General features: G+C 71.0%; 20 protein-coding genes and 1 pseudogene. 14 read left to right on the top strand and 7 right to left on the bottom strand.

Translation table 11 applies throughout. The features are described 5' to 3' along the window. Together ACFFIC_RS25855 and ACFFIC_RS25850 are read right to left on the bottom strand one after the other, a co-directional pair. Positions 1–234 (bottom strand): annotated as a pseudogene (locus ACFFIC_RS25855) (transposase); the annotation flags it as partial. A 153-nt stretch (positions 235–387) separates the two neighbouring features. Next, positions 388–543: a hypothetical protein gene (locus ACFFIC_RS25850; RefSeq protein ID WP_377055848.1), complete on the bottom strand. Its 156-nt coding sequence runs from the start codon at positions 541–543 to the stop codon at positions 388–390. A 62-nt stretch (positions 544–605) separates the two neighbouring features. Here ACFFIC_RS25850 and ACFFIC_RS25845 point away from each other — a divergent pair, with 62 nt between their 5' ends. Further along, positions 606–749 carry a hypothetical protein gene (locus tag ACFFIC_RS25845; RefSeq protein WP_377055846.1) on the top strand — a complete coding sequence of 48 codons (144 nt, stop codon included), beginning with the start codon at positions 606–608 and terminating at the stop codon, positions 747–749. A gap of 140 nt (positions 750–889) precedes the next feature. Here ACFFIC_RS25845 and ACFFIC_RS25840 read toward each other — a convergent pair whose 3' ends face one another. Both ACFFIC_RS25840 and ACFFIC_RS25835 read right to left on the bottom strand, forming a co-directional pair. Beyond that, complete coding sequence (locus tag ACFFIC_RS25840) at positions 890–2359, bottom strand: oligosaccharide flippase family protein (protein WP_377055844.1); 1470 nt, start codon at positions 2357–2359, stop codon at positions 890–892. A 203-nt stretch (positions 2360–2562) separates the two neighbouring features. After that, a complete protein-coding gene (locus ACFFIC_RS25835) occupies positions 2563–3549 on the bottom strand; it encodes a Bug family tripartite tricarboxylate transporter substrate binding protein (protein WP_377055842.1) in 987 nt (328 codons plus the stop codon). Positions 3550–3675: 126 nt separating this feature from the next. Here ACFFIC_RS25835 and ACFFIC_RS25830 point away from each other — a divergent pair, with 126 nt between their 5' ends. From ACFFIC_RS25830 to ACFFIC_RS25780, 11 genes are all read left to right on the top strand, one after another. Continuing rightward, positions 3676–4920, top strand: a complete 1245-nt coding sequence (locus tag ACFFIC_RS25830; RefSeq protein ID WP_377055840.1) for an amidohydrolase family protein — start codon at positions 3676–3678, stop codon at positions 4918–4920. Between the two features lie 91 nt (positions 4921–5011). Then, a complete protein-coding gene (locus ACFFIC_RS25825) occupies positions 5012–5479 on the top strand; it encodes a (2Fe-2S)-binding protein (protein ID WP_377055838.1) in 468 nt (155 codons plus the stop codon). 14 nt (positions 5480–5493) lie between these two features. Further along, positions 5494–7677, top strand: a complete 2184-nt coding sequence (locus ACFFIC_RS25820) for a xanthine dehydrogenase family protein molybdopterin-binding subunit (protein ID WP_377055836.1) — start codon at positions 5494–5496, stop codon at positions 7675–7677. Beyond that, positions 7674–7961, top strand: coding sequence for a c-type cytochrome (locus ACFFIC_RS25815; protein WP_377055834.1), 288 nt, complete (start codon positions 7674–7676; stop codon positions 7959–7961). The genes ACFFIC_RS25820 and ACFFIC_RS25815 overlap by 4 nt, the downstream gene beginning before the upstream one ends. Beyond that, positions 7958–9208, top strand: a complete 1251-nt coding sequence (locus tag ACFFIC_RS25810) for an FCSD flavin-binding domain-containing protein (RefSeq protein ID WP_377055832.1) — start codon at positions 7958–7960, stop codon at positions 9206–9208. The genes ACFFIC_RS25815 and ACFFIC_RS25810 overlap by 4 nt, the downstream gene beginning before the upstream one ends. Next, a complete protein-coding gene (gene soxX, locus ACFFIC_RS25805; protein ID WP_377055830.1) occupies positions 9201–9659 on the top strand; it encodes a sulfur oxidation c-type cytochrome SoxX in 459 nt (152 codons plus the stop codon). Before ACFFIC_RS25810 ends, soxX begins: the two co-directional genes overlap by 8 nt. Beyond that, entirely contained in the window at positions 9656–10117 is a 462-nt protein-coding gene (locus ACFFIC_RS25800; protein WP_377055828.1) for a SoxY-related AACIE arm protein, read from the top strand. The genes soxX and ACFFIC_RS25800 overlap by 4 nt, the downstream gene beginning before the upstream one ends. Before the next feature lie 3 nt (positions 10118–10120). Continuing rightward, positions 10121–10441 carry a thiosulfate oxidation carrier complex protein SoxZ gene (gene soxZ / locus ACFFIC_RS25795; protein WP_377055826.1) on the top strand — a complete coding sequence of 107 codons (321 nt, stop codon included), beginning with the start codon at positions 10121–10123 and terminating at the stop codon, positions 10439–10441. Then, positions 10438–11202, top strand: a complete 765-nt coding sequence (gene soxA / locus ACFFIC_RS25790) for a sulfur oxidation c-type cytochrome SoxA (RefSeq protein WP_377055824.1) — start codon at positions 10438–10440, stop codon at positions 11200–11202. Before soxZ ends, soxA begins: the two co-directional genes overlap by 4 nt. Before the next feature lie 140 nt (positions 11203–11342). Further along, the gene (locus ACFFIC_RS25785) at positions 11343–12953 is read left to right on the top strand and encodes an ABC transporter substrate-binding protein (protein ID WP_377055822.1); all 1611 of its coding nucleotides are present in this window, start codon (positions 11343–11345) and stop codon (positions 12951–12953) included. 86 nt (positions 12954–13039) lie between these two features. Next, positions 13040–15013, top strand: coding sequence for an alpha/beta hydrolase domain-containing protein (locus ACFFIC_RS25780; protein WP_377055850.1), 1974 nt, complete (start codon positions 13040–13042; stop codon positions 15011–15013). Positions 15014–15178: 165 nt separating this feature from the next. Here ACFFIC_RS25780 and ACFFIC_RS25775 read toward each other — a convergent pair whose 3' ends face one another. The 3 genes from ACFFIC_RS25775 to ACFFIC_RS25765 form a co-directional block, all read right to left on the bottom strand. Continuing rightward, positions 15179–16237 carry a KpsF/GutQ family sugar-phosphate isomerase gene (locus tag ACFFIC_RS25775; RefSeq protein ID WP_377055820.1) on the bottom strand — a complete coding sequence of 353 codons (1059 nt, stop codon included), beginning with the start codon at positions 16235–16237 and terminating at the stop codon, positions 15179–15181. Beyond that, the gene (kdsA, locus tag ACFFIC_RS25770; protein ID WP_377055818.1) at positions 16234–17088 is read right to left on the bottom strand and encodes a 3-deoxy-8-phosphooctulonate synthase; all 855 of its coding nucleotides are present in this window, start codon (positions 17086–17088) and stop codon (positions 16234–16236) included. The genes ACFFIC_RS25775 and kdsA overlap by 4 nt, the downstream gene beginning before the upstream one ends. A gap of 289 nt (positions 17089–17377) precedes the next feature. After that, positions 17378–18418: an NAD(P)H-dependent flavin oxidoreductase gene (locus ACFFIC_RS25765; protein WP_377055816.1), complete on the bottom strand. Its 1041-nt coding sequence runs from the start codon at positions 18416–18418 to the stop codon at positions 17378–17380. Between the two features lie 142 nt (positions 18419–18560). On the opposite strand from ACFFIC_RS25765, the gene ACFFIC_RS25760 reads away from it, so the two are divergent. Continuing rightward, positions 18561–19637, top strand: a complete 1077-nt coding sequence (locus ACFFIC_RS25760; protein ID WP_377055814.1) for an SPFH domain-containing protein — start codon at positions 18561–18563, stop codon at positions 19635–19637. After that, positions 19622–20044, top strand: a complete 423-nt coding sequence (locus tag ACFFIC_RS25755; RefSeq protein ID WP_377055812.1) for an NfeD family protein — start codon at positions 19622–19624, stop codon at positions 20042–20044. Before ACFFIC_RS25760 ends, ACFFIC_RS25755 begins: the two co-directional genes overlap by 16 nt. Positions 20045–20851: the final 807 nt, after the last annotated feature.

Below are 20851 nucleotides of genomic sequence, written 5' to 3'. Positions count from 1 at the left end.
TGTCGACGATCAGGTACTCGAAGTCAGGATCGTCCGACATCCTCTCGAAGATGCGGTGCCACATGCCCTTCTCGTGAAGCGGCGGAACACGCTGTTCCACTCGCCGCAGACCTCCGGCAGGTCGCGCCAGGGCGCGCCCGTGCGCACGATCCACAGCACGCCTTCCACGAAGAGGCGGTTGTCACGCCCGGTCGAGCCCTTCTGGTCAGGCCGACCGATGATCAGCGGCACCATCCGCTCCCACGCTGCATCGCTCAGCACCAGCCCGTCCAACACGCCCCAGGCCGCCTCCACAAAGGCAGCCTTGAATCATGCGACGGTCAGGTCCGGAACCCCCAAGAGTCCACAGAACCTAGAACACCAGCCTTCGTCCATCCCAGGTCAGTATCACCGAAACTTCCAGTCCTCGTCATCGGGCCGCTCCGTGACGGCCTCCACCACGACCATAGTCAGCAGTTGATCCGACGTGGTGCCGAGTTCGACGGCCCTCTGCTCCAGGGCTTCCGCCACATTAGGTGGCAGCTCGATCCGCATTTCGGTCATCGTTTCGCATGCCTCCACCCGCGGCGCTCAGGCCGCATATTCCGACAACAAAAACGTTCATCATGAACGTTGCCAGCTGCCCGAAGATGCGCTCGCCCTTGCCGCTCAATATAGCCTTCCGCTGGGCCGCCCCGTCGTTCGACAGCGCCTCCGCCAACGCCTGCCACTTGCTCGAACGCGACCGCTTTTCGCGCTTCGGCGGATGATCGCTCGCTGCACACAGCACTGCCGGGCCCTGGCGGCCAGTTTCCGTGCCCTCCGGGGAAGCCCGCAGGATAGCAGTTCAGGACAATGGCCTGACGACGGTAGCTCTGTCGTGGGACCAGATGGACGTTTGACCGGAGCCTCAGCGCGCAGGCGGGGCGGAGGGTGCGGCCCGGGCGCTCCGGAGTTGGGAAACAAAGCGCCGCATCTCGTCGAACAGCGGGTGCCGCGTGGCCCAGAGCACGACGCACCAGGCCATGATCCCCGTGCCCACTCCTGCCAGCACCAGGGGAAAAGGAATATGGGCGGACCAGCCATGGGCTGTCATGACCGCAGCGGCGGGCAGAACGGCCGCCGTGGTTAGTAAGGCGCTTTGTCCATAGATCGGAAGGTAGTCGGCCCAGCGCGTGTCGGTCATCCGCTCCAGGTGCGGCCGGTACATCAGCACCATGATGATGGCTTCCACGACCTTCATGGCGGCCGCCGCCGGGAGGCTGATCCAACAACCCATTGCAAAAAGCGCGAGCGAGACCGGTGCGCGGATCAGTTCCAGTCGGGTCCGCAGCCCCGTCTGGTTGCAGATCACGAACACGTCATGCGACACCATGATCAGCACGAAAAGGGCGGCCGAGACCGCGAGGATGCTCAGCGGCAGGATGGCCTCGGCCCATGGATCGCCGAGAAGCTGGATGACGATCGGCCCGGACAGCACGGCCATGCCGATGAAGGCGGGCCAGAGGAAGCCGGTGAGCATCCGCGTGAGGCGAAGATAGCTGTGCCGGAGCGACCGCCCCTGCCGCCGCTGCTCCGCGAAATCCACGAAGAGGACCCGGAGCACGACGATATGGAGGTTATCCCAAAGCACGCCGGTCAGGCTCGTGGCACGAGAAAAGACGCCCAGCGCCGCAAGGCCCAGGAAACGCGCCAGCAGGAGGTCCGCCAACCGCCCCTGCAGCCCGCTGATGGCCGAGAGGGTCAGCATCTGCGTGCCGAAGCGCGTGACCTCCCGCCACTGCTGCAGGCCGAGGCGGAGCGTGATCCATTGCCGGCCCAGAATGTTGTTCATCACCAGCGCCACGATCGCGCTGATGAGCTGTCCGTAGCCCAGGCTCATGTAGCTGAACCCCGCATAGGCCATGGCGAGGGTCGATATGTTGGCGGTGCTGTAACGAAGGATGTTCACGATCGCGACGGTCCTGAAATCCCCGCGCCGCTCGATCCCGGCCGCCGGCAGGAAGTCGAAGATGCCAATCAGGGGCAGGATCGCCATGAAAAGCAGCAGATGCCGGACGCCCGGCTCCTCCAGCACTGCCCCGCCCAGGACGCTGAAGCCCGCGATGGCCAAGGCGACGACCAGGGAGAGAAGGGCGTTGATGGTGAACACCGTCGCCCGGAGCGGCGCGGGGAGCTCCTTTGCCCGGATCACGTAGGCTCCGAGCCCGAAGGAGCGGAAGATCGAAAGCACCCCGACAATGGAAAGCGCGACCGCGAAGATCCCCATCTCGTACGGGCTGAGCACCCGGGCCACGAGGATCGAAACCACGAACTGGAGGACGAAGAGGCTTCCCTGGGCGGCCGCCATCCAGGCGAGACTGCGGCGAACCGAAACCAAGCGCGTTCTCCTGCTGGGCCTGCCGGTGAAAAGGCTTCGGTCAGGGCCAGGCGGCGTTATCGCCAACCGGTGGTGCGATGCAATGGCTTCGGTGCCGGCCGCTCCACGCGGCCGGTCCTCTGCCAGGAAAACACCCAATGCCTTTCGGGGGTCCCGGTTTCTTCCGCTACCGTAGCTTTTTGTAGAGCGTCATCCCCCGGCGCTCAATCCGCCCTGATGCCGGCCGCGGCAATCACCGGGCGCCAGCGGACCAGTTCGTCCCGCACGAGCGCGGTGTAGCCCTCCCGGCCCAGCTTGCCCGGGGTGACGCCGATGCGGGCGAAGCGCTCCTTCACGAAGTCCGTGGCCAGGGCTGCCCCGATCTCCGCCTCCCAGCGTCCGGCCACCTCCTCCGGGATGGCGGCGGCGGCGGAGAAGCCGAACCAGCTGGTGGTTGTAACCCCCGGAAAGCCCGCTTCGGCGAAGGTGGGCACCTCCGGGATCGTGGCGTCCCGCTCGGGACCCGTGACGGCCAGGGCACGGAGACGGCCAGACTGGAGGTGCGGCAGCGCGATCGGCAGGCTTTCCATCAGGCAGGGGATCTGGCCCCCCATGGTGTCCGTCAGCGCCGCGGCCGAGCCGCGATAGGGCACGTGCTCCAGCGCGATGCCCGCGTCCCGCGCCAGGAGCTGCCCGGCCAGGTGGTTCAGCGTGCCGTTGCCGCCCGAACCATAGGTCAGGGGCCGGGACTTCGCCAGGGCCACGAATTCCGCCACATCGCGGGCGGGCAGGTCGTTGTTGACCGCCAGCACGCAGGAGAAGGTGCCCACCAGGCGCAGGTGGGTGAAGTCCGTGAGCGCGTCATAGGGCACGCTGCGGTAAAGGACCGGCCCCGTGCCGTGCGAGGCGCCGCTCGACATCATGACCACATGGGCGTCGCCGCGCGCCTTGGCCACGATGTCCGCCCCCACCATGCCGCCGGCCCCCACCCGGTTCTCCAGCACGACGGGCTGGCCCAGGCGGTTGCCAATCTGCTCCGCCAGCACGCGGGAAAGGGTGTCGGCGGCACCTCCGGGCGGGAAGTTGATGATCCAGCGGATGGGGCGCTGCGGCCAGGGCGCCTGGCCGAGGGCCGGGCGGAGCACAAAGGCGGGCGCGGCGAGAAGGCCGGCTCCGGCCGAGAGGAGCAGGCGGCGGGCGGGATCGGGCATGGGGAGCATCCGTGGAGGGCGGCGGTTGCCAGCGGCGGGGTCGGCGGATATCGCGCTGATCCTGGCACGCCGCGTGCCAAGCACCGGCCCGCTTCTGGAGCGGACGGCTCCGATGGGGGATGCGCCATGGACTTCGACCTTCTGTTTCGCCAGGTCCGCCTCGTGGACACAGGCCCGGAGGGGGCTCCGGTCGACGTGGCCGTCTCAGGCGGCAAGATCGCGGCGATCGCCCCTTCCCTTTCCTGCGAGGCGGTGGAGGTGGTGGAGGGCACCGGCCGGCTGCTCGCCCCCGGCTTCGTCGAGACGCATATCCACCTGGACAAGAGCTGCATCATCGACCGCTGCGCCTGCGAGACCCGGCGCAACCCGCATCTCGCGATGGAGCGGGTCTCGGATGTCAAGCATGGCTTCACCGTGGAGGACGTGGCGGCCCGCGCCCGCCGCACGCTGGAGAAGTGCATCCTGCACGGCTGCACCATGATGCGCACGCATGTGGAGGTCGATCCCAAGGTCGGGCTGCGCGGCTTCGAGGGCGTCAGGGCGCTGATCGCCGAGTATGCCTGGGCGATCGACATCGAGATTTGCGTGATGCCGCAGGAGGGCCTGCTCAACAATCCCGGCACGGACGAGCTGATGGTCGCGGCGCTGCGCAACGGCGCGCGGGTGGTGGGCGCCGCCCCCAACTACGACACCGACCGCGCCGGGCAGATCCGCCGCGTGTTCGAGATGGCGCGCGAGTTCGACGTGGACATCGACATGCACCTGGACAGCGGCGCCTCGGCGGCCGAGCTGGACACGCTGCTGGTTTGCGACCTCGCGGAGCAGTTCGGATGGGGCGGGCGGGTGGCGGTGGGCCATGTCACCAAGCTCTCCGTGATGCCGCCCGAGGGCGTGGACCAGGTCGCGCGCCGCATGGCCGATGCCGGAGTGGCGCTGACCGTGCTGCCCTCGACGGATCTCTATCTCGGCGGGCGCGACCAGACGGAGAACGTGCGCCGCAACGTGGTGGACGCGAACCGCCTGGCCAAGGCCGGCGTCACCTGCTCGCTTTCCTCCAACAACATCCTGAACCCCTTCACCCCCATGGGCGACGGGCAGCTGATCCGGCAGGCCAATCTTTACGCCAACATCGTCCAGCGCGGCATGCGCGACGACCTGCGCGAAACCTGGGACATGATCACGGCGGGCTCGGCGAAGCTGATGCGGCGGGCGGGCTATGGCGTCGCCCCGGGCAATCCGGCCGACCTCGTGCTGGTGGACGCCCCCTCCCCGGCCGATGCGCTGCGCGAGATCAGCCCGGTGCTGGCGGCCTTCAAGGGCGGACGGCGGACCGTGAGCCGGGCCGTGCCGGTGCTGCACCGCCCGGGCTGAGGCGCAGCCCCTTCACGAATTGCTGGACAGGTTACAGGCCCTTCACCACACTTCGAGGGAAGGGCCGGAAGAACCGGCCGGTGGAGGCGTCATGGCGAAGCTGAACGTCAACGGGCAGGTGATCGACGTCGAGGTGGACGGCGAGACACCCCTGCTCTGGGCCATCCGCGAGCAGATCGGCCTGACCGGCACGAAATATGGCTGCGGCATCGCCCAGTGCGGCGCCTGCACCGTGCATGTCGACGGCGTCGCCACGCGGTCCTGCTCCACCCCCGTCTCCAGCTACGGGCCGGAGCAGAAGATCGTCACCATCGAAGGGCTGGCCCAGCCCGGGGCGCCGCACCCCGTTCAGGCGGCCTGGGTGGCTCTGGACGTGCCGCAATGCGGCTTCTGCCAGTCCGGCATGATCATGGCCGCCGCCGCGCTGCTGGCCGCCAACCCCAAGCCGTCGGACGCGGACATCCGCTCGGAGATCACGAACATCTGCCGCTGCGGCACCTACAACCGCGTCCAGGCGGCGATCCGCCGCGCGGCGGACGGCAGCGTGAACAACGGCTGAGAGGGAGCGAACCGATGTCCGTCACCGCACGCGCCTCCCGCCGCGGCGTCCTCGGGGGCGCCGCCGCCCTCGGCGCCTTCACCTTCGGCTTCCACATTCCCGGCGCGGGCCGCGCCGCCGCCCAGACCGCAGCGGCCCCGGCCAAGCCCGAGGTCAACGCCTGGGTGGTGATCAGGCCGGACGAGACCGTCGTGGTCCGCATCGCCCGGTCCGAGATGGGCCAGGGCACCCTGACCGGGCTCGCGCAGCTCGTGGCGGAGGAACTGGAATGCGACTGGGCGCGGGTGACCACCGAATACCCGACCCCCGGCGAGAACCTGGCCCGCAACCGCGCCTGGGGGAACATGTCCACCGGCGGCAGCCGCGGCATCCGGGAATCCCATGAATACGTCCGGAAGGGCGGTGCGAGCGCCCGGATGATGCTGGTGCAGGCCGCGGCCAACGGCTGGAACGTGCCCCCGGGCGAGTGCCGGGTGTCCAAGGGTGTGATCACCCATGCCCCGACCGGCCGTACCACCACCTATGGCGCCGTGGCCGAGGCCGCCGCCCGCCTGCCGCCGCCGGCGGACGTGCCGCTGAAGGACCCTGCCAGCTGGACCATCGCGGGCAAGCCCCTTCCCCGGCTGGACACGGTGGACAAGACCAACGGCAAGCAGGTCTACGGCATGGACCTGCGCCTGCCGGGGATGCTGAACGCGGCTATCCTGGATTGCCCGGTGTTCGGCGGCACGCTGCGCAGCTTCGATGCCGCGGCCGTGTCCGCCATGCCCGGCGTGAAGCGCGTGGTGCCGGTCGGCGACACGGCCGTCGCCGTGGTGGCGGATACCTGGTGGCAGGCCAAGACCGCGCTGGAGAAGCTGCCGGTGGTCTGGGACGAAGGCCCAAACGCCGGCCTGTCCAGCGCCGCCATCGCCGAAACGCTGAAGGCCGGGCTGGACGCGCCGGAGGGCGCGGTGGGGAACCGCGCGGGCGATGCGCGGGCGGCCATCGCGGGGGCGGCGCGGAAGGTGGAGGCGGTCTACTCCTACCCCTTCCAGCACCACGCGACGATGGAACCCATGAACGCCACGGCGCTCTGGACCCCGGAGCGCTGCGAGGTCTGGACGCCCACGCAGAACGGCGAGGCCGCCCTCGCCGCCACCGCCGAGGCCTCGGGCCTGCCGGCATCCCGCTGCGACGTCCACAAGATCCATCTCGGCGGCGGCTTCGGCCGGCGCGGCGCCGTGCATGACTGGGTGCGCCAGGCGGTCGCCATCGCCAAGGCCATGCCCGGCACGCCCGTGAAGCTGCTCTGGTCGCGCGAGGAGGACATGGCGCATGGGCGCTACCACCCGGTCACGCAGTGCAAGCTGGTGGGCGGGCTGGACGCGGAGGGCAACCTGACGGGGTTGCACATGCGCATCTCCGGCCAGTCCATCGTGGCCGGGATCTTCCCGCAGAACATCCGGGACGGCGTGGACCAGGCGGTGTTCCAGGGGTTGTACCCCGGGGGCGCGGAAGGGCCGATCGGCTACGGCATCCCGCACCTCCTGATCGACCACGCCATGCGCAACCCGCCCGTGCCCCCCGGCTTCTGGCGGGGCGTGAACCTGAACCAGAACGCCGTCTACCTGGAATGCTTCATGGACGAGCTGGCCCACGCGGCCGGCAAGGACCCGCTGCAGTTCCGCCGCGCCCTGATGCGGAACCATCCCAAGCACCTGGCCGTGCTGAACGCGGTGGCCGAGCGCGCGGGCTGGGGCACGCCGGCGGCGCCCGGGGTGCACCGGGGCCTCGCGCAGATCATGGGCTTCGGCAGCTATGTCGCGGCCTGCGCGGAGGTTTCGGTCCGCGACGGGCAGCTCACGGTTCACCGCATCGTGGCCGCCACCGATCCCGGCCATGCCGTGAACCCGCAGCAGATCGCGGCGCAGGTGGAAGGCTCCTTCGTCTATGGCCTGACGGCGGCGCTGCACGGGGAATGCACGGTGGCCAACGGGCGCATGCAGGAGCTGAACTTCGACACCTATCCCATGATGCGCATGGACGAGATGCCGAAGGTGGAGACCATCATCCTGCCCTCCGGCGGCTTCTGGGGCGGGGTCGGGGAACCGACCATCGCGGTGGCGGCGCCGGCCGTGCTGAACGCGGTCTTCGCGGCGACCGGCAAGCGCGTGCGCCAGCTGCCGCTCCGCCACGCGGATCTCCGGAGCGCGTGACGGCACGGCGCGGCCTGTCCAGGGCCGCGATGGGGCTGGTCATTCTCCCCTTCGCGGTTCCGGCGGCCGAGGCGCCGCCGGGCGCGAGCTCCTGCGCCGGCTGCCACGGCAGAACCTCCGCCCTGATCCCGCCCCTGCGGGGACAGTCACCGGAAGCCATCGCGGAGGCCATGCGGGAATACCGTGGCGGCACGCGCCCGGCGACGCTGATGGACCGGATCGCGAAGGGCTTCACGGAAGAGGAGACGCGGGCCATCGCCGCCTGGGTCTCCGTGGCGCCGTGAGGCGGCGCGGGCTGCTCTCCGCGGCGCTCGCGGCACCTTCCGCGCTGGCGCAGCCCTTGGCCGGCGCGGCCCGCGCGCGGGTGGTGGTGGTCGGCGGCGGTTTCGGCGGCGCCACCTGCGCGCGTGCCCTCCACCGCGCCGGGTTCGGGGTCATGCTGGTGGAGGCCTCCCCCACCTACACGGCCTGCCCCTTCAGCAACGCCGTCATCGCGGGGCTGCGGGAGATGGAGGGGCAACGCTTCGGCTACCAGGCCATCCGGCGCGAGGGCGTGGCGGTGCTCCATGCGCGGGCGACAGGCGTGGATGGAACCGCGAGGCGCCTGTTCACCGAGGACGGCACCGCCCTTCCCTATGACCGCCTGGTGCTCGCACCCGGCATCGCGCCGCGCCTGGACGCTATCCCCGGCTATGACGCGGCCGCGGCGGAGGGTCTTCCCCATGCCTGGCAGGCCGGCGCGCAGACCCTTCTGCTCCGCCGCCAGCTCGAGGCGATGGAGGACGGCGGCACCGTCATTCTTACCGTGCCACCCAACCCCTATCGCTGCCCACCCGGCCCCTATGAGCGGGCAAGCTTGGTGGCCTACTACCTCAAGACCCGCAAGCCCCGCTCCAAGCTGATCGTGCTGGATGCGAAGGACAGCTTCTCCAAGCAGCGGCTGTTCGAGGCCGCCTGGGCCGCGCTCTACCCGGGGCTGCTGGAATACGTGCCGCTTTCCGCCGGTGGCGGCGTGACCTCGGTGGATGCGGGCGAAAGGACGGTGTCCACCGATTTCGGCGACCACCGGGGCGAGGTCATCAACGTCATTCCGCCGCAGCGCGCCGCGCCGGTCGCGGCCGTGGCGGGAGCGGCAGACCGTTCGGGCTGGTGCCCGATCGATCCCGTGACCTTCGAGTCACGTCTCGTGCCGGGCATCCATGTGATCGGCGACGCCGCCATCGGCGGGGCCGTGCCGAAATCGGCCTTCGCGGCCAATGCCCAGGGGCGCGTCTGCGCCGCCGCCGTGGCGGCCCTGCTGCGGGGCGAGGAGCCGGCCGAGCCTCGGCTGGTCAACACCTGCTACAGCCTGGTCGCGCCGGACTACGGCATCTCCGTGGCGGGCGTGTACCGGCCGCGCAACGGGCTGCTCGCGGACATCGAGGGCGCGGGCGGCACCAGTGCGCTGGACGCGCCCGCCGAGACCCGTGCGCTGGAGGCGGCCTATGCCGCGGATTGGTTCCGCACGGTGACGGAGGACGTCTTTGCCTGACGCGCGGCTCGCGCTGGCGTTGGCGATCCTCGCCGGCCCCGCCGTGGCGGCGGGCGAGGTGGCGCCCTATGCGGTGGAGGGGGACGCGATCCCGCGGCCCCTCACCGCAACGCCGGGCGACCCCGTGCGGGGCCGCGCCATCGTGGCCGACCGCCAGCGCGGCCTCTGCCTGCTGTGCCATGCCGGCCCTTTCCCGGACCAGCCGTTCCAGGGAAACCTCGCCCCCGACCTGGCGGGGGCGGGAAACCGCTGGACGGCGGCGCAGCTTCGGATGCGGCTCGTGGACGGCAAGCGGTTGAACCCGGACAGCATCATGCCCTCCTATCACCGCACGGAAGGGTTGAGCCGCGTCGCGCCCGCGCTGCGCGGCAGGCCGCTGCTGCGGGCGCAGGAGATCGAGGACGTGGTGGCCTTCCTGGCCACCTTGCGGGAAGAAGGGGCAGGGCCATGAGCGAGCGGGGCGCACCGGGGCGCTGGATGGCCGGGCGGCGCGGGCTGGGTGGGCTTCTGGCCGTGACCCTGGTTCGCCCCGTGGCCGCCGAGCGGCTCCCCCTGTCCGAAGCCCTCCGCAGCCATGCCGGCGGCGCCGCGATCCGGGAGGGCCGCGTCACGCTGGAGATCCCGCCCCTGGTGGAGAACGGCAACACCGTGCCGCTCCTGGTTTCGGTGGAAAGCCCGATGACGGAAGCTGACTTCGTGCGGAGCATCGCGGTGTTCAACGAGCGCAACCCGCAGCCCAACGTGATCACCGCCCAGATCGGTCCCCGCGCCGGCCGCGCGCGGCTGTCCACGCGCATCCGGCTCGCCACGTCCCAGCGGATCGTGGCGGTGGCGGAGATGTCGGATGGCAGCCTGTGGTCCGGCAGCGCGGAGGTGATCGTGACGCTTGCCGCCTGCGTGGAGGGCTGAGCCGTGGCGCGGGTGCTGCTCAACGTGCCACGCAGCGCGGCGCGCGGCGAGGTCATCGAGATCCGCGCGCTGATCCAGCACGAGATGGAGACCGGCTACCGCCCCGGGGCCAACGGAGAGGTGCTGCCGCGCGACATCATCCGCCGCTTCGTATGCCGCTACGGCAACGAGGTGGTGTTCCAGGCCGAGCTGTTCCCGGCCATCTCGGCCAACCCCTTCATCAGCTTCACCACGGTGGCGACGGAGAGCGCGACTCTCACCTTTCACTGGAGCGGCGACAACGGCTTCGCCCAGACCGAGACAAGGGTGCTGGCGGTGACATGACCCGCCGCCGGGCAGCGCGTGCGGCGCTGGCGCTGGCGGTGGCCATGCCGCTGGCCGCGCAGGCGCCGCGCTCCGGTTTCGAGGAGATGGGGCCGGCGATCCAGGCCATGCAGCAGGATGACATGGCGAACCCCGGCATGCTCAGCGTGCAGGAGGGCGAAGCGCTCTGGGCGCAGCCTGCGGGCCCCGCGGGGCGGTCCTGCGCGGGGTGTCACGGGGAGGCGGCGGCCTCCATGCGCGGCGTCGCGGCGCGGCACCCAGCCTTCGATGCGGCAAGCGGGGCACCCATCGACCTCGCCGGCCGCATTCAGCGCTGCCGCACGGAGCAGCAGGGCGCGCCGCCCCTTGCCCGCGAGAGCCCGGACCTGCTCGCGCTGTCCGCCTTCGTGGCCCATCAGTCGCGCGGCATGCCCGTTTCCCCCGACCCGGACCCAGGCCTCGCCCCGTTCCGGGCGCGGGGGGAGGCGGAGTTCCGGGCGCGGCGGGGGCAACTCGACCTCTCCTGCGCGCAGTGCCACGAGGATCGCGCGGGCGGGCGCCTGGGTGGCAGCCTGATCCCGCAGGGGCACCCCAACGGCTACCCCCTGTATCGCCTCGAATGGCAGCGCATCGGTTCCCTTCAGCGGCGGCTGCGGAACTGCATGGTGGGCGTGCGGGCGGAGCCCTTCGCCTTCGGTGCGCCCGAATACGTGGAGATCGAGCTGTTCCTGATGTCCCGTGCCGCGGGGCTCGCGATCGAAACGCCAGCCGTCCGCCCCTGAGCGGCCAGGCGCGAAGCCGCCGTTGACCTTTCCGGGCGGCCATGCGGCAATCCCGCCCTGCGTGCCCGGGAACAAGGGCACCCGACAGGGCTAGGCGCATTCACTGCGGCTGAGATCATCGAACCAACACGGAGACACTCATGGCCCCCATGAACGTCAGAGATGCCGCGCGCCTGCCGCGCCGCGCCTGCTTCGCCCTGCCCGCGCTGGCATTGCTGCCGCGGGGCGGAGCCCAGGCGCAGACAGCGTCGCAGAACCTGACGCTGGCCGTCGCGGCGCCCCCCACGACGCTGGACCCGCACTACCACACGCTCTCGCCCAACAACATGATCGCGGAGCACTTCTTCGACCAGCTGGTCGGCCGGGACGCCGCGGCGCAGCTCCGCCCGGGCCTCGCCGAGAGCTGGAAGCTGATCGACGACACCACCTGGGAGTTCAAGCTGCGCCGCGGCGTGAAGTTCAGCAACGGCGACGAGTTCACCGCCGAGGACGTGCTGTTCACGCTCAAGCGCATCCCGAACGTGCTGAACAGCCCCGGCTCCTTCGCCATCTACACCAAGGGCATCGCGTCCTCCGAGGTGGTGGACCCCCACACCATCCGCTTCAAGACCAACGGCATCTACCCGCTGCTGCCGCAGGATCTGAGCCAGGTCTACATCATCTGCAAGGCGGTGGGCGACAACGTGTCCACGGGCGACTTCAACAACGGCCGCGCGGTGATCGGCACCGGGCCCTTCCGCCTCGCCTCCTTCTCGCCGGACGACCGCGTGGTGATGACGCGCAACGACGGCTACTGGGGCGAGAAGCCGCAATGGGCGCAGGTCAGCTACCGCTTCGTGGCGAATGACGGCGTGCGGGTCGCGGCCCTGCTCTCGGGCGACGTGCAGATGATCGACGTGGTGCCGCCCGCCGACATGCCGCGCCTGCGGACCACGCCGGGCATCGTGTTCTCCGAGATCCCGAGCCTGCGCTCGATCTACATCAAGCTCGACACGGCGCACGACGTCTCGCCCTATATCAGCGGGCCGGACGGGCAGAAGCTGGAGCAGAACCCGCTGCGCGACCTCCGCGTGCGGCAGGCGCTCTCCATCGCCATCAACCGGCAGGCGATCGCGGATCGGGTGATGCAGGGCGCGGCCGTGCCCAGCGGGCAGATGATGCCGGCCGGCGCCAACGGCTACGTTCCCGACCTGCCGCCGCCCACCTTCAACACGGATCGCGCGAAGGAGCTTCTGGCCGCGGCCGGCTACCCCAACGGCTTCCAGATCACGCTGATCGGCCCCAACAACCGCTACGTGAACGACGCGCAGATCATCCAGGCGGTTGGGCAGATGTGGCAGCGCATCGGCGTGCGGACGCGGGTGGAGGCGATGCCATTCTCGGTGCTGGCGCAGCGGCAGGCGCGCAACGACATGTCGGCCATGCTGATCGGCTGGGCGACGGCGGGCGAGCCCTCGACGGCGCTGCGCGGCAACCTGACCACGCGCATCCCCGAGAAGGGCTTCGGCACGGTCAACTTCAGCGGCTATTCCAACGCGCGCGTGGACGCGCTGGTGGACGAGGGGCTGCGCACGCCGGACGACGAGAAGCGCGAGGATATCTTCCGTCAGGCCATGCGGGTCGCGATGGAGGACGTGTCGCTGATCACGCTGCACATGCAGAAGAACATCTGGGCGCTGCGCGGCGGCCTGTCCTACGAGGCGCGCGCGGACGAGTACACGGTCGCCATGGGCGTCAAGCGCGCCGGCTGAGAAAGGGGCCGGGCCGCGCTTTGCGCGCGGCCCGGCTTCCCGCATCATTCCCGGCAGAAACGCGAAATGGGGGGAAAGTGATCCAGATGCGCACGGGCATTCCAACGCGGCTGCGCCTGCTCGGCGCCGCGCCGCTCGCCCTCCTGCTGGCGCTTCCGGCGGCGCCGGCCCGGTCCGAGGTGACGCGTTTCGAGGTCCTCTCCCGCGAGGCGGGCGCGCTGGGCGGGCGGGAGTTCGGCGCGCGCGGGGCGGCGGAGAAGATCACGGCCCGCGCGACCATCGCGCTGGACCCCGCCGATCCACGCAACGCCCTGATCGCCGACCTCGCCCTCGCGCCGCGCAACGCCGAGGGCCGCGTGGAAGCGGTGACGGATGTCACGATCCTCCGTCCAGCCCGCCCCTCCGGCACGCTGCTCTTCGAGGTGCTGAACCGCGGCCGCAAGCTGGTCACCGGCTGGGCGCAGGACGCGGACGGCGCGGGCGCCATCCGGCTGGAGCGGCCGGAGGATGCGGGCAACGGCTTCCTGCTGGAGCAGGGCCACACCCTGGTCTGGGCCGCCTGGCAGATCGACTCCCCCGCCGGGCCCAACCTGCCGCAGTTGCAGGTGCCCACCCTTCCCGGCATCACCGGCCCGGTGCGGGACGAGGTCACCTTCGAGGATGCGGCCAGCCCGCGCCGCGTGTCCCTTTCCTACCCCGCAGCCGACCGGGCCTCGGCGCGCATCACCGTGCGCGACCGCGCGGATCAGGAACGCGCGACGCCCGAGGGCCTCGGGCTGCGCTTCATCGACGACCGCACGGTGGAGATCGACCGCCCCGCGGGCGCTGCGCCCGGCGCCCTCTATGAAATCACCTTCACCGCGCGCGACCCCAAGGTTTCCGGCATGGGCCTCGCTGCGATCCGCGACGTGACCGCCTTTCTCCGCCGGGAGGGCGGCGCGTCCAACCCACTTGCAACGGATGGCCGCCCGGGCATCGACCGTGCCATCGGGCTCGGCATCTCCCAGTCCGGCCGCGTGCTCCGGGATTTCCTTTATTACGGGATGAACCAGGACGAGGCCGGGCGGCTGGTCTTCGAGGGCATGATGCCCATCATCCCCGGCGCGCGGCGCTCCTTCACCAATGCCCGCTTCGCCCAGCCCGGCCGCAACCCCGGCCCGCAATACGACCGGCAGTTCCCGGTGCTGCAATTCCCCTTCACCTATCCGGTGAGCGACGACCACCTGAGCGGCAGGCGCGACGGCATCCTGCTGCGCTGCCGCCTGACGAACACCTGCCCGCGCATCATCCACATGGATTCCGAATTCGAGTTCTGGGGATCGCAAGCCAGCCTGCTGGTGACGGACACGCGCGGCAACCACCTGGACATGCCGGCGGACGTGCGGCTGTTCCTGCTGTCCGGCGCGCCGCACGGCAATCCCTGGAACGCCGTGGCCCGGCCCAGCGCGGCCTGCGCGATGCCGCTGAACCCGGTGAACGGCGGCCCGGCGCTGCGCGCGCTGCTTGCCGCGATGGAGGCCTGGGTCCGCGACGGCACGGAGCCACCCTCAAGCCGCTTCCCCATGCGGTCCCAGGGCACGCTGGTGACGGCCGCGCTGGTCTATCCCGCCATACCCGCCCTTCCCTACCGCGGGCAGTACGCCAGGGCGGAATGGATCGAGCAGGGCAGCCCCTTGCCCCGTTCCCGCGGCGAATACCCAGTCCTGCTGCCCCGCGCCGGGCTAGACGGGAACGCGGTGGCCGGGCTGCGCCTGCCGCTTCTGGAAGCGCCCCGTGCGACCTATGTCGGCTGGAACCCGCAGAACGGCGCGGAGGGCCAGCAGGAGCTCTGCACCCAGGTGGGTGGCGTGCTGCCCTTCGCTGCCACGCGGGCCGAGCGCGAGGCGGCGCGCGACCCCCGCCCCTCGCTGGAGGAACTCTACCCCGCGCCCGAAGCCTATGAGGCCGCCGTGCGCGGCGCGGCCGCGCGGCTGGTGGCCGAACGGATGCTTCTGCCGCGGGACGCGGAGGCGGCGATCGCCCAGGCTCGCGAAGGCAGGCTGGCCCGCCTCTCTCCCTGAGGCGGGGCATATCGGCAAGGCCGGAAACCGCCGGCCGTGCCTCGTCGTTGCAACCATGTCGCGCGCGGGTGGGCCCGGAGGAGGGCCCGGCAATCCGGTCCCCTCGGGGTCGCTCCCCTTACGACCGTGCCCGCCGCCACCCCAAGCGCCGCAGCGGGCGGCCCCTCACGCCACGCCCATTCGCAGCAGGTCATGGATGTGGATCACGCCAACCGGGCGTGCGTCCTCCACCACGAAGAGGGTCGTGATGCTGGCGGCGTTCATCTCGGCCAGCACCTGCGAGGCCAGGCTCTCCTCATCCACCGTGCGCGGGCGGCGGGTCATCACCTCGGCCACGGGCCGGTCCACGAAGACCTGGGCGAAGGCACGCCGCAGGTCGCCGTCCGTGATGATGCCGGCCAGCCGCCCGGCCTCGTCCACCACGCCGGTGATGCCGAAGCGCTTGGAGGTCATCTCGAAGATCGCCTGGGACAGCATGACATCCTGCTTCACCAGCGGGATCTCATCGCCGGTGTGCATGAGGTCCCGCGTTTTGCGCAGCTTGGAGCCCAGCTTGCCGCCCGGGTGGAACTGCCGGAAGTCCTGCGCCGTGAAGCCCTTGCGCGACAGCAGGGCGACGGCCAGCGCGTCCCCCATCGCGAGCTGCATGGTGGTTGAGGTCGTGGGGGCGAGCCCGTTGGGGCAGGCCTCGGGCATGTCGGGCAGCACCAGCGGGATGTCGGCGGCCAGGCCCAGCGCGCTCCGCGCGCGGGCGGTGATGGCGATCAGCGGCACCGAGAAGCGCTTGCAGTAGGCGACGATGTCCGCGAGTTCCGGCGCCTCCCCGGACCAGGAAAGCGCGAGCACAGCGTCCTCGCCGCGCACCATGCCGAGGTCGCCATGGCTGGCCTCGCCCGGGTGGACGAAATAGGCGGGGGTGCCGGTGGAGGCCATGGTGGCGGCGATCTTGCGCCCGACATGGCCGGACTTGCCCATGCCGGTCACAATCAGGCGGCCATGCGCGCCCTCGGTGGCCTGGATGGTGTTCACCGCGCGCTCGATGAAGGCGCCGAGCCCGTTGCCGGCGGCCTGGCGCAGCGCCATGAGCCCCTCGATCTCCAGGTCCAGCGTGCGCCACACCGCCTCCAGGCCGGAGGGGGCTTCGAGCGGTGCCTTGTCCGGGCTTTCCAGCCGCGCCATGCGATCGGTGCGGCCTTCCTGCGTGCCGTCGCGGGTGGCGCTCATGCCGCCGCCTCCGCCCCGGCCAGCTGCGCCTTGCTCAGCCGGTCCAGCGCGAGCAGGTCGCGCAGCAGCGGCTCGAACTGGCGCAGCGGCACCATGTTCGGGCCGTCCGAAGGGGCGTGGTCCGGGTCCTCGTGCGTCTCGATGAACAGCCCTGCCACGCCGACGGCGACCGCCGCGCGCGCCAGCACCGGCACGAACTCCCGCTGCCCGCCGGAGCTGCCGCCCAGCCCGCCGGGCTGCTGCACCGAATGCGTGGCATCGAAGATCACGGGGGCGCCCGTGCGGCCCATGATGGGCAGGCCGCGGAAATCGGAAACCAGCGTGTTGTAGCCGAAGCTGGTGCCGCGATCGGTCAGCAGGACGTTCGGGTTGCCCGCGCCCGCGATCTTCTCGACCACGTTCGCCATGTCCCAGGGCGCGAGGAACTGGCCCTTCTTGACGTTCACCGCGCGGCCCGTGGCGGCGGCGGCCAGCAGCAGGTCGGTCTGGCGGCACAGGAAGGCTGGGATCTGGAGCACGTCCACCGCCTCGGCCACGGGGGCGCATTGCGCGGCGTCGTGCACGTCGGTCAGCACGGGCAGGCCCAGGCTCTCGCGGATCTCGGCCAGGATGGGAAGGGACTTCGCCATGCCCAGGCCACGCTGGGCGGTGGCGCTGGTGCGGTTCGCCTTGTCGAAGCTGGTCTTGTAGATAAGGCCGATGCCGAGGCGCGCGGCGATCTCGCGCAGCGCGCCGGCCATCTCCAATGCGTGCGAGCGGCTTTCCAGCTGGCAGGGGCCGGCGATCAGCGCGAAGGGCAGGTCGTTCCCGAAGGCGACCGGACCGACCTGCACGAGCTTGTTCACGACCATCGCAGCATCCCCACCATTCGCCGGTCCAGGCCGGCTCCATCTCACGTCACCAAATCGCGAGCAAGTTCCCAGTCCGGCCCCGCCACGCAGGGCAGCCCGTCGGGGGACGCGGTGGCTGCCGAATGGTCGCGGCACGCGGGAAAGAGCGGGCGATGCAGCCGCCGGGGCCAGCTTGCCGGAACAGGCGGGGCAAGACACCCGCGGCGCGCCGTCGCGCCCGGCGCGCCCTCTTACCCCATTGTTGGGAAGGTGCTGCGCGGAACTCGAAGGTGCCTGCCGTTCCCTGCGCTCATGGCGGATCGTCCTCGCACCAGCGCGGGTTCACCATCGGGCTGGGCACCGCCATCCTCCGCCTCGCCTCGCCGTACTCGTGCCGAAGTCCCGCCACCAGCTCGGCGACCGGGCGCACCGCGCGGAGCGTGCCGATGCCCTGGCCCGAGCCCCAGATGTCCTTCCAGCGCTTCGCGCGCTCCCCCCCGAAATCCATCGCCGCCGGATCGTGCGCGCCCAGCTTGTCCGGATCCAGCCCGGCCTGGACAAGGGAGGGACGCAGGTAGTTGCCGTGAACCCCGGTGATCAGGTTGGTGTAGACGATGTCCTCCGCGCCATGGTCCACGATCATGCGCTTGTGGCCGTCCTCCGCGCGCGCCTCGGTGGTGGCGATGAAGGCGCTGCCGACATAGGCGAAGTCCGCGCCCATGGCTTCGGCGGCCAGGATCGACCGCCCATGCGCGATGGCGCCGGACAGGGCGATGGGGCCGTCGAACCAGGCGCGCGTTTCCGCCACCAGCGCGAAGGGCGAGAGCGAACCGGCGTGGCCGCCGGCGCCAGCCGCCACCAGCACCAGCCCGTCCGCGCCCTTCTCCACGGCCTTGCGCGCGAAGGTCTGGTTGATGACGTCGTGCAGCACATGGCCGCCATAGGCATGAACCGCCTGGTTCACCTCCGGCCGCGCGCCGAGGGAGGTGATGACGATGGGCACGCGGTGGCGCACCGCGACGGCGAGGTCCTGCTCCAGGCGGGTGTTGGAGCGATGGACGATCAGGTTCAGCGCGAAGGGGGCCGCCGGGCGCGCGGGATGGGCGCGGTCATGCGCGGCCAGGCGCTCCTCGATCTCGCAGAGCCAATCGTCGAGCTGTTCCGCCGGCCGGGCGTTGAGCGAGGGCATGGAGCCGACGATGCCGGCGGTGCATTGCGCGACCACGAGATCGGGCACCGAGATGATGAAAAGAGGCGAGGCGATCACCGGGATCGACAACCGGCCCCGCAGGCGGTCGCGCAGGGTCATCGCGGGGGCCTTCGTGCCGGGTGCACCAGCCAGGGTTTCCATGCGGCATGCTCCTCGCCCACCCGCCTCCCGGGGCGGTTCCGCGCATCATAGGCTGCCGGCACGCGGCCGTCGCGCCCCTCCCGGCTCCTGTCGCACCGAGCCCCATTCCGGCTAGGCTTGCCGTATCATGGAGGATTCGCCCATGCCGGTGTCCGGCACACTCGTCGTCTTCGCCGTCATCCTCGTGCTCGCCCTCGTCACCGCGGCCAGGGGCATCCGCACGGTGCCCCAGGGGGAGGTCTGGACCGTGGAGCGCTTCGGGCGGTTCACCCACCTGCTCCAGCCCGGGTTGAACTTCCTGATCCCCTATGTGGATGCCATCGGGCGGCGCATGAACGTGCAGGAGGTGGTGCTCGACATCCCCGAGCAGGTGGTGATCACGCGCGACAACGCCTCCGTCGCGGTAGACGGCATTGTTTATTACCGGGTCATGGACCCGGCCAAGGCGGCCTACCAGGTGCAGGACCTCCAGCAGGCACTGACGGCCATCTCCATGACCAACATCCGTGCCGTGATCGGCGAGATGGACCTGGACCAAACCCTGTCCTCGCGCGAGCGGATCAACTCCACCCTGCTGGTCACCCTCGACGGCGCGACGGAGCCCTGGGGGGTCAAGGTGAACCGGGTGGAGATCCGCAAGATCGAGCCGCCCGAGAACCTGATCCGCGCGATGAACCTGCAGATGACCGCCGAGCGCGAGCGCCGCGCGACGGTGGTCCGGGCCGAGGGCGCCAAGTCCGCCCTGGTGCTGGAGGCCGAGGGGCGCCGCGAGGCCGCCTTCCGCGACGCCGAGGCCCGCGAGCGCTCCGCCCAGGCGGAGGCCGCAGCCACCCGCATGGTGGCCGAGGCCGCAACGGGTGCGGGCGGGGACGCGCTGCGCTACTTCGTGGCGGAGAAGTACGTGGCTGCCTTCCAGGCCATTGCGGCCAGTCCGTCTTCCCGCCTCGTGATCGTTCCGATGGAGGCGGCGGGGCTGGCCGGAGGCGTGAGCGCCGCGCTGGAACTGCTGCGCGACGGGCCCGGGGGCGGCATGTCCCCCGGCCATGCGCCGGGTCAGGCACCGGTCCCGACATCGCGGCAGACATCGGCCCGGTCGCCGCTTCCCGGGCCGATCGGCTTCGCGGCGCCCGCGCCGGGCCAGCCCGGCACTCCGCCCACGGGCGCGGCGGAGGTGCGCTCGGTGCCTCGCACGGGGGCCGGTCCTTGGACACCTGGCTGATCTGGATCCTGGCAGGGTTGCTGCTGCTCGGCGCGGAGCTGGCGGTTCCCGGCGTTTTCCTGCTCTGGGCCGGGCTCGCCGCGATCGGGACGGGGCTGGCGTGGCGGCTCGCCGAACCCGGCTTTCCCGGCGCCGTCGCGATCTTCGTGGCACTGATGGCCGCGGGCGTGGCCCTGGCGCTGCTGCGCCGCCGGGCGCTGGGCCCGCCATCCCTCAACACGCCGGAGTCTGGCCTGGTGGGGCGCGAAGGCCGGGTGCTGGATGCCGATGGCAGCGGCCTGCGCGTTCGCCTCGGCGATAGCGACTGGGCGGCCCGTGCGGCGCGGGGCACCGCCACGCCAGCCGGCGCCATCGTCCGGGTGGAGGCGGTGGAGGGCACCGTGCTGGTGGTCCGACCCATCGGCTGAGCGCCCGCTTGGGGACGACCTGGCAAAGCGTGGCGGTTCCCTCGAGGAACCGGCTATCGCGCGATGCTTCCGCCGAGGCTGAGCTCGCCCGTGAGACGAAGCGTGCCGCCGGCGGGATCATCAGGCAGTCAACGAGCGCCCGACGTTTCTTCGGAAGCAGGTTTCGCAGTCTGTGCGAGATATTCGAGCACGCCATCCGGCTCCACCTCGCTGAGCGCCGGTGCCGCGACACGCAGCGGTTGCGGTGGGGGATGTTGCGAACTTCGCCTCGCTCGGCCTCCTCAGGCCTGGGCCGCCCACGCGCTCTTCGAAGAGGTGCGATCCGCTTCGCACATCGTCTTGATCCAGCCGGGCTGGGCGGGCCGCACAGGATGTGCATTGCGCCGGGGAAGCGGGTGCCGCGCGGATCATCGCACCCATCCGCAAAGGCTGGCCTGCCCCAGGCACCTTGCCGCTGGCAACCGCATGACCATGGCGGGAAGGCAAGCCCGGCGGGCACCGCGTTGGCCTTCGGGGTGTGCTCCGCGCCTTCGGGATGCCACCCCTCCCGCCTGCGAATCAACGTGGGAAACGACGATGCTGGGCCTGGGCGAACCGCGCGGCCGGAGGTGATGGCCTTCGGTATCACCGGAACGCCACTTTCGCTGAAGCCCTGCGAAACAGCCTCGTGGAACCCGGCCTGCCGCCCGCCGGCCGGATGCCTTCACCCCGCTTGCGATGGGAATGCCCGGCCTTCCCGCCATGCGGGCGCCCGGGTTGAGGGAGGCGCCCGAAGCGATCGCCGCGTCGTGGCAGCGCAGCGCGCCG

This window comes from Muricoccus vinaceus (assembly GCF_042433125.1).
Classification (GTDB): domain Bacteria; phylum Pseudomonadota; class Alphaproteobacteria; order Acetobacterales; family Acetobacteraceae; genus Roseomonas; species Roseomonas vinacea.
This window is presented reverse-complemented; position numbering and strand designations above follow the sequence as displayed.